8 protein-coding genes and 1 pseudogene are annotated in these 11,609 nt (G+C 66.3%); 8 read left to right on the plus strand and 1 reads right to left on the minus strand.

Annotated features, from left to right (window positions below):
- Positions 1–62: 62 nt before the first annotated feature.
- The 8 genes and pseudogenes from ACVILL_RS27560 (at position 63) to ACVILL_RS27595 (ending at position 10,982) form a co-directional block, all read left to right on the plus strand.
- Positions 63–2,201 (plus strand): ABC transporter permease, encoded by a 2,139-nt coding sequence (locus ACVILL_RS27560; protein WP_456731924.1) that lies wholly within the window; start codon positions 63–65, stop codon positions 2,199–2,201.
- The gene (locus ACVILL_RS27565) at positions 2,201–3,322 is read left to right on the plus strand and encodes an SMP-30/gluconolactonase/LRE family protein (protein WP_456731925.1); all 1,122 of its coding nucleotides are present in this window, start codon (positions 2,201–2,203) and stop codon (positions 3,320–3,322) included. The genes ACVILL_RS27560 and ACVILL_RS27565 overlap by 1 nt, the downstream gene beginning before the upstream one ends.
- The gene (locus tag ACVILL_RS27570; protein ID WP_456731926.1) at positions 3,319–4,857 is read left to right on the plus strand and encodes a sugar ABC transporter ATP-binding protein; all 1,539 of its coding nucleotides are present in this window, start codon (positions 3,319–3,321) and stop codon (positions 4,855–4,857) included. Before ACVILL_RS27565 ends, ACVILL_RS27570 begins: the two co-directional genes overlap by 4 nt.
- Before the next feature lie 259 nt (positions 4,858–5,116).
- A pseudogene (locus tag ACVILL_RS27575) lies at positions 5,117–7,433 on the plus strand (bifunctional salicylyl-CoA 5-hydroxylase/oxidoreductase).
- Positions 7,430–8,209, plus strand: a complete 780-nt coding sequence (locus ACVILL_RS27580; protein ID WP_456731927.1) for an SDR family NAD(P)-dependent oxidoreductase — start codon at positions 7,430–7,432, stop codon at positions 8,207–8,209. Before ACVILL_RS27575 ends, ACVILL_RS27580 begins: the two are co-directional and overlap by 4 nt.
- 11 nt (positions 8,210–8,220) lie before the next feature.
- Positions 8,221–9,060 (plus strand): enoyl-CoA hydratase family protein, encoded by an 840-nt coding sequence (locus tag ACVILL_RS27585; RefSeq protein ID WP_456731928.1) that lies wholly within the window; start codon positions 8,221–8,223, stop codon positions 9,058–9,060.
- 1 nt (position 9,061) lies between these two features.
- Entirely contained in the window at positions 9,062–9,457 is a 396-nt protein-coding gene (locus ACVILL_RS27590; RefSeq protein WP_456731929.1) for a RidA family protein, read from the plus strand.
- 283 nt (positions 9,458–9,740) lie between these two features.
- Complete coding sequence (locus ACVILL_RS27595; RefSeq protein ID WP_456731930.1) at positions 9,741–10,982, plus strand: flavin-dependent oxidoreductase; 1,242 nt, start codon at positions 9,741–9,743, stop codon at positions 10,980–10,982.
- A 166-nt stretch (positions 10,983–11,148) separates the two neighbouring features.
- On the opposite strand, the gene ACVILL_RS27600 is transcribed toward ACVILL_RS27595, so the two are convergent.
- On the minus strand, positions 11,149–11,601 hold the full coding sequence (locus ACVILL_RS27600; RefSeq protein ID WP_456734376.1) for a cupin domain-containing protein: 453 nt from the start codon (positions 11,599–11,601) through the stop codon (positions 11,149–11,151).
- Positions 11,602–11,609: the final 8 nt, after the last annotated feature.

The following is an 11,609-nucleotide window of genomic DNA, read 5'->3' on the forward strand; positions in this document are numbered from 1 at the left end:
GCCGGCTGTATCACGGGAGTGATCCGGAGACGTGGACGCCGGATCGAGGGAGTGCATTCGCGATGTCGATGGCAGTTGATTCGTTTTCCGCGTCGGTGCGGCGGTTTTCACCCCGGCTCCTGCTGTCGGAGCTGTTGCTGAAACAGTGGTTCGAGCCGGTCGTTCCCTTCACGGTGATGATCGGGCTGTGGGCGTATTTCGCGCTCACCATTCCCGACTACGCCTCGGTGCAGAACTCGGTGTCGCTGCTGCGGCTGTTCGCCGAATTCGGCTTCGTCGCGCTCGCGATGGGCTTCTGCCTCGTCACCGGCGGCATCGACCTTTCGGTCGGCGCGATCTTCGCGCTGTGCAATTTCGCCGCGCTGTATTTCCTGCTGGTGCGCGAATGGCCGGTCGGCCTCGCCGTGCCGGCGACGTTATTGGTCGGCGCGCTGCTCGGCAGCATCAACGGCTTCCTGATCGGCTTCCTGAAGACGCGGCCGTTCCTGACCACGCTGGTGACGCTGATCATCCTGCGTGCCTCGGTCAACCTGCTCAACACCAGCTATGCCCAGGTGTTCGCGACCAACTCGATCGAGAGCGACGCCTGGGATTTCATCGGCGGCGGCAGCGTGCTCGGCATTCCCGTCAACGCGGCGACGCTGTTCGTGGTGCTCCTGATCTGCCACATCTTCCTGTCGCGCTCGCGTTATGGCTGGCACCTCACGGCGATCGGCGCCAGCCGCAAGGCGGCGCGCCATGCCGGCATCCGCGTCCGCCTGATGCTGTTCATGACCTATGTGCTGTCGGGCACGCTGTGCGCGGCGAGCGGCATCTTCTACGCCGCGCGCCAGGCCTCGACCGATTCCACCACCGGCGTCGGCTGGGAGTTCCAGGCGCTGACCGCCGTGGTGCTCGGCGGCGTGTCGCTCGCCGGCGGCAAGGGCACGGTGTGGCGGGCGATGATCGGCGCGCTGATCATCTTCCTGCTGATCAACGGCCTCGTGCGGATGGGCATCCCGGGCTACGTCACTTCGGCGGTGACGGGCATGATCCTGCTCGCTGCCGTCGGCATCGACGTCAAATGGTCGAAGAACCGTGGCAAGGCGATCCAGAAGATCTACGTCAATCCGGCCTTCGTGCCGCTCGCCTCGGCGCCGGCGGTGCAGCCCGGCGCGGCGTCGCCTTATGCGCAGAACGACCGGCTGATCAACGCGCAGGCGATCGGCGTCGATCAGGTCGAGGGCCCCGAGGACGTCATCCTCGACCGCCAGGGCCGGCTCTACGGCTCGACCCGCGACGGCAATGTGATCCGCTTCTCCGGGCCGAACTTCGAAACCCGCGAGGTGTTCGCCCATATCGGCGGCCGGCCGCTCGGCATGCAGTTCGATCGCGACGAGAACCTGATCGTCGCGGTCGCCGGCATGGGTGTCTACGGCGTCGCGCCCGACGGAGGCATCTTCAAGGTCACCGACGAGACCAACCGCACCTGGTACAAGCTGAACGACGATAGCCGGCTGCGCATGGCCGATGACCTCGACATCGCGCCCGACGGCAAGATCTATTTCAGCGACTGCACCACGCGCTACGAGATGACCACCAACACCCTCGACATTCTCGAGGGGCGGCCGAACGGCCGCGTGGTCTGCTACGATCCGGCAACCAAGACCACGCGTACGGTGATCAACCACTTCTATTTCCCGAACGGGATTTGCGTCTCCCATGACGGCAAGTCGATCCTGATCGCGTCGACCTCGCTGTGCAAGATCTTCCGGCACTGGATCGACGGCCCGAACAAGGGCAAGACCGAAGTGCTGATGGACGAGTTGCCGGGCAATCCCGACAACATCAACCGCGCGTCCGACGGAACGTACTGGTTGGCGCTGGTCGGCATCCGCACCCCGACATTCGACCTCGCCGCGCGAAAACCCGGCTTCCGCCTGCGCATGGTCAAGCAGGTGCCGACCGACGAATGGCTGGCGCCCGCGCTCAACCATGGCTGCGTGCTGAAGTTCAACGAGCAGGGCGAGGCGCTGGAGTCGTGGTGGGACCCGACCGGCATCTCGCATTCGACCCTGACCTCGATGCGCGAGCACCAGGGCTATCTCTATCTCGGCGGGCTCGAGAACAACCGGATCGGCCGCATCAAGCTCGACGGCGTCGACGACAGCTGGACCGGCTACGACGCGTACTGGGGCGCAAAAAGCAGGGTGGCGACGTAATGGGCTTCTTCGATCATCTGCTGCGCGATATCCGCAGCGTCGTCGACCGTGACGGCGGCCAGAACGCGATCCCGCCGCTCGACGGCGCACTGAGCCCGAACGACCGGCTCGACAGCGCGGAGCCGATCGGCGAGCCGCTGCCCGGCGTCGATGACGTCATCGCCGCCGGCGACGGCGCGATCTTTGTCTCCGCCGGCCACAAGGTGCTGAAGCTCAGCGGCGCGGATTTCTCGACACGTACGGTCGTGGCCGAGTTCGAGGACGACGCCGGTGGGCTCTCCCTGCATCCCGACGGCCGCCTGCTGGTCTGCGTCGTGGGCAGGGGACTTGCCGCGATCGATCCGGCGAAGCCCGATCCGCGCTGGCTGGAATCTGCCGGCGGCAGCGCGCTCACAGGATTGCTGTCGGTGACGGCCGCGCCCGATGGCCGCATCTATGCCGTCGAAGGCAGCGCCGGGCGCCGTCCCGGTGAATGGCGGCACGATCTGATGGAGAAGCGCGCCAATGGCCGCCTCATCAGCTGCGGCGCCGGCCTCGACAATCCGCAGGTGCTGCAGCGCGACCTGCCATATCCCTACGGCGTGATGGTCTCCGCCGACGGCAGGAGCCTGTGGCTCACCGAGAGCTGGGCGCACCGCCTCAGCCGCTTCGCGCTCACTGCCAACGGGCTTGGTCCGCGCGAGACCGTCGCTGCCAACATGCCGGGCTATCCGGCGCGGCTGCATCCGGACGGCCATGCCGGGCTGCTGCTCGGCATGTTCGCGCGCCGCACCCATCTGATCGAATTCGTGCTCAAGGAAGACGATTTCCGCGAGGAGATGATGGCGACGATGCCGCCCGATTACTGGGTGGCGCCGGCCCTGGTCGGCGGCAGCGATTGCCTGGAGCCGATGCAGATCGGCAGCGTCAAGGCGCTCGGCATCCAGAAGCCCTGGGCGCCGCCGCGCTCCTACGGCCTGCTGGTTCATCTCGATGCCGAGGGCGATGCGACCGACAGCATGCACAGCCGTGCCGGCGGCCGCTTCCACGGCATCACCGCCGCTTGTGCTGCGCCCTCCGGCATCGTCATCGCGGCGCGCGGCGCCGGACGGCTGCTGCGCTATACGGGAGACCTGCGATGAATGACGGCGTGATGCAGGCGGCAACCGCAACCCCCTCCGCAGCCCGCGAGCCGGTGCTGCGGATCAGCAACGGCTCCAAGATCTATGGCGGCGTCCACGCCATCGAGGGTGTCAATTTCGACCTCTATCCCGGCGAGGTGCACGCGCTGGTCGGCGAGAACGGCGCCGGCAAGTCGACGCTGTGCAAGGCGATCGCGGGTGCGATCAATCTCACCTCGGGCGACTTCCTGCTCGACGGCAAGCCCGCCGATTTCGAGCAGCCGCGCGACGCGCTCGATGCGGGCATCTGCATGGTCTATCAGGAGACCAGCCTGGTGCCGACGATGACCGCGGCGCAGAACATCGAGCTCGGCAACGAGAAGCTGCTGACGCGCTTCCGCACCCTGAACATCCAGGCGCAGCAGCTGCTGCAGTCGCTCAACTTCCACGTCGATCCGGCCACGCCGGTGGCGCTGCTCGGCACCGCCAAGAAGCAGATGGTGGAGATCGCGCGCGCGATCTACAACAAGGCGCGCATCATCATCTTCGACGAGCCGACCGCGTCGCTGACGCCGGAGGAGATCGTCCACTTCTTCCATCTGGTGCGCGACCTGCGCGCCCGCGGCGTCTCGATCATCTACATCTCGCATGCGCTGGAGGAATCGCTGCAGATCGCCGACCGCATCACCGTGCTGCGCGACGGCAAGCTCGTGATCACGGCGCCGGCGAAGCAGCTCACCCGCGACGCGCTGGTGCAGCACATGGTCGGGCGCGAGGTGGCGCAGGCGGTCTATGGCGGCAAGGCCAAGACCCATCAGCGCCGCGAGAAGGTGCTGACGGTCGAGAACGTCACGATGGGCATGGCGGTCAAGAACATGTCGTTCTCGGTCTATGCCGGCGAGGTGGTCGGCATCGCCGGCCTGATCGGCTCGGGCCGCACCGAGATCGCCAAGATCATCTACGGCGCGCTGAAGCGCAATCTGGTCAACGGCGGCACCATAAGGTTGCGCGGAAAACCGATCCGCTACCGCGTGCCGCGGCAGGCGATCAATGACGGCATCGCCTACATCACCGAGGACCGCAAGGCCAACGGCTTCTTCGAGACCATGGTGGTCGACGACAACGTCTATATCGGCAGCCTCGCCACGCGGAAGGGCTGGAGCTTGCTGCTGTCGCGCGCCAGGCGCAGCAAGCTCGCCAACTACTGGGTCGACCGGCTCAAGATCAGCGCGTTGCAGCGCAAAGCGCGGATCATCGAATTGTCCGGCGGCAACCAGCAGAAGGTGGTGCTGGCCAAGACCCTGGTGCAGGACCCCTCGATCATCATCTTCGACGAGCCCACGCGCGGCGTTGACGTCGGCACCATCCCGCATATCCACGGCGAGATCCGCCGTCTCGCCGACGAGGGCAAGGCGGTGGTGGTGATCTCGTCGTATTTGCCCGAGATCCTCGCCGTCTCCGACCGCATCCTGGTCGCCCGCACCGGCCGCATCGTCGCCGAGTTCGACGCCGCGGATGCGACCCAGGACAAGATCCTGTACGCCGCGGTGCATTGAGTTCGCGCGGCGCGCCACAAACTCAGTGTCGTCCCAAACGCGGAAGCAGGGACCATAGCCACCAATTGCTGTTGGTTTACAGCGCTGGGCCACAGCCCATTTCAACAACGCGATCCTGCGGTTATGGGCCCCTGCTTGCGCCGGGACGACGGTTATGGTTGCGGCCCAACCCATCTTGACAATTATTTTAAGTATAAAATAATATGCGGTATCGGCTGGCCGGAGAACCGACCCCGGCCGAAGCCAACGGGAGAACGCCATGCGCATCGTTTGCATTGGAGGCGGGCCGGCCGGGCTTTATTTCGGCATCCTGATGAAGATGCTGGATCCCGCGCATCGTATTTCCGTGGTCGAGCGCAACCGGCCCTACGACACCTTCGGTTTCGGCGTGGTGTTTTCCGATGCGACCATGGACAACATGCGCAGATGGGACCCGGCCACCCGCTGACACGATCGAGCAGGCCTTCAACCACTGGGACGACATCGAGGTTCTGATCAAGGGCCGCCGCATGCGCACCACCGGCCATGGCTTCGTCGGCATCGGCCGCAAGCGGCTGCTCAACATCCTGCAGGCGCGGGCCGAGGAGCTCGGCGTCGAATTGATCTTCGAGCGCGAGGTGAATTCCGATCTCGAGTTTCCCGACGCCGACCTGATCGTGGCGTGCGACGGCGTGAATTCGAAGGTGCGCGTCAAATACGCCGAGACCTTCCAGCCCGACATGCTGATGCGGCCGAACCGCTATATCTGGCTCGGCACCGTCAGGCCGTTCGACGCCTTCACCTTCGACTTCCGCAAGACCGAGCATGGCTGGTTTCAGGCGCACATCTACAAATTCGAGGAGGGCGCGGCGACCTTCATCGTCGAGACCACCGAGGAAGCGTATCTCGCCCATGGCCTCGACAAGATGGAGCAGGGCGAGTCCATCGCGTTCTGCGAGAACGTGTTCGCGGAAATCCTCGAGGGCCATCATCTGGTCTCCAACGCGCGGCATCTGCGCGGTTCGGCCTGGCTGTCGTTCCCGCGGCTGATCTGCGGCAAGTGGACCGCGTTCAACGGCAACAGCCATGTCGTGCTGATGGGCGACGCCGCCCACACCGCGCATTTCGCGATCGGCTCGGGCACCAAGCTCGCGCTGGAAGACGCGATCGAGCTGACCAACCAGTTCAAGATCCACGGCGCGACGCGGGACAGCATTCCCGCGGTGCTAAAGGCCTATGAGGAGCTGCGCCGGGTCGACGTGGCGCGGATCCAGAATGCCGCCCGCAATGCGATGGAATGGTTCGAGGTGGTCGGCTCGCGCTATGCCGACACGCTCGAGCCGGAGCAGTTCATGTACTCGCTGCTGACCCGCTCGCAGCGCATCAGCCACGAGAACCTAAGGCTGCGCGACAAGACGTGGCTCGAAGGCTATGAGCGCTGGTTCGCGGAGCGCAGCGGCGTGCCCGCCACCAACGACCGCGTCACGCCGCCGATGCTGACGCCGTTCCAGATCCGCGGCCTGTCGCTGCACAACCGGATCATCGTCTCGCCGATGGCGATGTATTCGGCGGAGGAGGGCGTGCCGGGCGATTTCCATCTGGTGCATTTCGGCTCGCGCGCGCTCGGCGGCGCCGGCCTCTTGTTCACCGAGATGACCTGCGTCTCGCCGGAAGCGCGGATCACGCCCGGCTGCTGCGGCCTGTGGAATGATGCGCAGGCAGCGGCCTACAGGCGCATCGTCGACTTCGTGCATCGCAACTCGCAAGCGAAAATCGGCATCCAGCTCGGCCATGCCGGCCGCAAGGGCTCGACGCGCGTCGCCTGGGAAGGGATGGACGAGCCGTTGCCCGACCATAACTGGCCGCTGGTGTCGGCTTCATCGGTGCCCTATCTGCCCGACGGCCAGATCCCGGAGCCGATGAGCCGCGCCGAGATGGACGAGGTGCGCGACCAGTTCGTGGCGGCGGCCAAACGCGGCGCCACCGCGGGCTTCGATATCCTGGAGCTGCACTGCGCGCACGGCTATCTGCTGTCGAGCTTCCTGTCGCCGCTGACCAACCGCCGCACCGATGACTACGGCGGATCGATCGAGAACCGCGCGCGTTATCCGCTGGAGGTGTTCCGCGCCGTCCGCGCGGTGTGGCCGGAGGACAAGCCGATGTCGGTCCGTCTGTCCTGTCACGACTGGGCCGAGGGCGGCAACACGCCCGAGGACGCGCTCGCCTTCGCAAAACTGTTCAAGCAGGCCGGCGTCGACCTGATCGACTGCTCGTCGGGCCAGGTCTGGGCCGACGACCATCCGGTCTATGGCCGGCTCTACCAGACGCCGTTCGCCGACAAGATCCGCAACGAGGTCGGCATCGCCACCATCGCGGTCGGTGCGATCTCGGAGGCCGACCACGCCAACTCGATCATCGCCGCCGGCCGCGCCGATCTCTGCGCCATCGCGCGGCCGCATCTCGCCGATCCGGCCTGGACGCTGCACGAGGCCGCGAAGATCGGCGTCAAGCAGATCGCCTGGCCGAAGCAATACCTGTCGGGCAAGTCGCAATATGAGGCCAATCTCGAACGTGCAGCCGCCGGAGGGAAGGCATGATGAGGTTCTGGTCCAACGCCCATGCGCTGGTTACCGGTGCCGGTTCCGGCATCGGCGCTGCCACGGCGATCGCGCTGGCGAATGCGGGCGTGCGCGTCAGCATCGCCGGGCGCCGGATCGATGCGCTGAAGGCGACGGCAGCGTCGCTTGGCAAGCACGTGGGCTCGGTCGTCTCGATCGACGTGACCGATGAAGCCGCGGTGACCAAGGGTGTCGCTGGGATCGAGGCCGAGGCGGGCCCGATCGACATCCTCGTCAACAATGCCGGCAAGGCCGGCAGTGCGCCGTTCGACAAGACGAATGGGGCGCTGTGGGCGGATATGCTGGCGAGCAACCTCTCCAGCGTGTTCCTGGTGACGCATGCGGTGCTGCCCGGAATGGCGCAGCGCGGCCGCGGGCGGGTGATCAATGTCGCCTCGACCGCGGGCCTCACGGGTTACGCGTACGTCTCCGCCTATGTCGCCGCCAAGCACGGCGTCGTCGGCCTGACCCGTTCGCTGGCGCTGGAATATGCGCGGCGCGGCGTCACTGTGAATGCGGTCTGCCCCGGCTACACCGATACGCCGCTGGTGGCGGATGCCGCCGCGAACATCGTCGCCAAGACCGGCCGCAGCGAGCAGGAAGCGCGCGCCGCGCTGGCAAAAGTCAATCCGATGCAGCGGTTGGTCACGCCGGAGGAGGTCGCCGACAGCATCCTCTGGCTAGCCTCCGAGGGCGCATCGTCAATCAACGGACAAGCCGTGGCGGTCGCCGGCGGCGAAGTCTTTACCGGGTGAAGGAACAGATCATGTCCGAGATGAAAGCAAAGCTCCGGCCGTTCAAGGATTATCCCGCCAAGCACTTCCGCTGGTCGACCGACGCGACCGGCCGCGTCGCGACTATTACGCTGAACCGGCCGGACAAGAAGAACCCGCTGACCTTCGAGTCCTACGAAGAGCTGCGCGACCTCTTCACCAATCTCAAATATGCCTCCGATGTCCGCACCATCGTGCTCACCGGTGCCGAAGGGAATTTCTGCTCCGGCGGCGACGTGTTCGAGATCATCGAGCCGCTGACGCGGATGGCGATGCCGGACCTGCTCGCCTTCACCCGGATGACCGGCGAGGTGGTGCGGGCGATGCGCAAATGTCCGCAGATCATCGTCGCCGCGATCGACGGCATCTGCGCGGGCGCCGGCGCGATGCTGGCGCTGGCGTCCGATTTGCGGCTGGCGACGCCGCAGGCCAAGACCGCCTTTCTGTTCACCCGCGTCGGCCTCGCCGGCGCCGACATGGGCGCATGCGGATTGTTGCCGCGGGTAATCGGGCAGGGGCATGCCGCCGATCTGCTCTACACTGGCCGCGCGATGAGCGCCGACGAAGGCTTTGCGTGGGGCTTCCACAATCGCCTGGTGCCGCCGGCCGAGCTCGCCGCTGCCGCGCAGGAGCTGGCGCGCTCGCTCGCGGATGGCCCGTGGTTCGCACATGGCGTGACCAAGACGATGTTCAACCAGGAATGGGCGATGGGCGTCGACGAGATGATCGAGTCCGAAGCGCAGGCGCAGGCGATCTGCATGGTGACGGGCGATTTCCGCCGCGCCTTCGAGGCCTTCGCCGCCAAGCAGAAACCGGCCTTCGAGGGCAATTGAGATGATCGAGATCCTGCAACCGGACGGATGGGCGAAGCCGATCGGCTACGCCAACGGCATGGCCGCGCGCGGCAAACAGATCTTCATCGCCGGCCAGATCGGCTGGAACGGGCAATGCGTGTTCGAGACCGACGATCTCGTGGCGCAGATCGGCCAGACCCTGCGCAACATTGTCGCGGTCGCCGCCGCTGGCGGCGCCGGGCCCGAGCACATCGTCTCGATGACCTGGTTCCTGCTCGATCGCAAGGAATATTCCGCGCGGCTGAAGGAGATCGGCACCGTCTATCGCGACATCATCGGCCGGCGCTTTCCGGCAATGACCGCGATCCAGGTTGCCGGCCTGATCGAGGACCGCGCCAAGGTGGAAATCCAGGCCATTGCGGTGGTGCCGGATTGATGGATCGCGACCATGCTGGTCCGGTCATCCTGAGGAGCGGCGAAGCCGCGTCTCGAAGGATGCACGGCCGGGCTAGTGGCCGTCGACCCTTCGAGACGCCGCTCCGCGGCTCCTCAGGGTGACGGGAATAGATGGGAGCGCGCTGAGCGAATGTTAATCCTAAGCCGAACCGGCGCGGGTCAATTAGGGGCTAAGGCCGCCAAGCCGCTTGCGGCGGGACAAGCGGGCGTGCGACCCTAGGCGCAAACGCAAATACGTCCTGTTGTGTGTGGAGTTGAGGACGATGAAGGCGATTATCGTCGGAGGCGGAATCGGAGGCCTCACCACCGCGCTGATGCTGCGCTCGCGCGGCATCGCTTGCGAGCTGTACGAGCAGTCCGAGACGATCCGCGAGCTCGGCGTCGGCATCAACACGCTGCCGCATGCGATCCGCGAGCTGGCGGGGCTTGGCCTGCTCGACAGGCTCGACGAGGTCGCGATCCGGACCTATGAGCTGTTCTACCTGACGCGCCATGGCCAGCAGGTCTGGCACGAGAAGCGCGGGCTCGATGCCGGCCACGACGTGCCGCAATTCTCGATCCATCGCGGCCGCCTGCAAAGCGTGATCCATCAGGCGGTGATCGACCGGCTCGGCGCGGATGCGATCCGCACCGGCTGCCGGCTCGGCTCCTTCACGCAGGACGAGGGCGGCGTCTCGGCCTATTTCTTCGACCGCAGCGGCGCCCATGTGCACACCGCGCGCGGCGACATATTGATCGGCGCCGACGGCATCCACTCCAAAGTGCGCGAGACGCTGTTCCCGGGCGAGGGCGGGCCGTGCTGGAACGGACTGATGCTGTGGCGCGGCGCCACCGACTGGCCGGCCTTCCTGACCGGACGCTCGATGATCATCGCGGGCGGGCTGAACGCCAAGGCCGTGATCTATCCGATCGCGCCGGGGTCGAGCCCGGCGAGCCGGCTCACCAACTGGGCGGTGCTGGTGCGGATCGGCGACGGCTCCTCGCCGCCGCCGCGCCGCGAGGGCTGGTCCAATCTCGGCCGGCGCGACGAGATGATGCCCTATGTCACGAGCTTCACGGTTCCGCAGGTCGACTTCGCCGGACTGGTCAGCGCGACGCCGGAGTTCTGGGAGTATCCGTGCTGCGACCGCGATCCGCTACCGTACTGGTCGAGCGGCCGCGTCACGCTGCTCGGCGACGCGGCGCATCCGATGTATCCGGTCGGCTCGAACGGTGCTTCGCAGGCGATCCTCGATGCGCGGTGCCTCGCCGACATGCTGGCGCGATCAGAGCATCCGCGCCAGGCGCTGGCGGCCTATGAGCGGCAGCGGCTGCCGATGACCGCCGACATCGTCGCCTCCAACCGCCGCGGCGGGCCGGAGGGCGTGATCGACGCCGTCGAGCAGCTCGCGCCGCAGGGCTTTACCGACGTCGACACCATCCTCAATTACGAGGCGCGCGAGGCGATCGTGCGCGGCTATGCCGCGAAGGCCGGCTTTGCCGCGCGCGTGGTCGCGCGGCAGTAGGGCGAGCCGAGACGATTGCTTCTCTCCTAGTGAGGCAGCAATTTCCGTCACCCTGAGGAGGCCGCAACGCGGCCGTCTCGAAGGGGCGACGGCCACCAGCGCGGCCGTGCATCCTTCGAGACGCCGCTTCGCGGCTCCTCAGGATGACGAGGAGAGACCGCGCGTCCTAGCCAGGAGGCGGCGGCAGGAAGTGGATGTTGTGCTCGGCGGCGAGCCGCACCACGTCATCCGGGTTCTGTTCCTTCATGTTGTGGATCGCCCAGAACAGGTCGTAGAGCCGGCGCGTCGGCGATACCCAGAACAGCGTCTTGGCGGTCTGCTGCGACTTGTTGAAGATGCCGTGCGGCTTGCCCATCGGCAGGCGCACCAAATCGCCCGGAGTGGCCGATTCATCAGCGCCGTCGAGCATGAAGTCGAGCTTGCCCTCGAGGATGTAGAGGTACTCGTCCTGGTCGGGATGGATGTGCGGCGGAACGAACGTGCCCGGCGGGAAGGTGGCGTGCCAGGAGAACGAATGCTCGGTGCGGCTCTTCGGCACGTAGGTCTGGCCAAGGATGCTCCAGGAAATGCCCTGGATGCCCTCATTGGCGCGGGTGATGCCGGCGATCTCGTCTTTCATCGTCATGG

The sequence above is a fragment of the Bradyrhizobium sp. USDA 3364 genome, assembly GCF_054056355.1.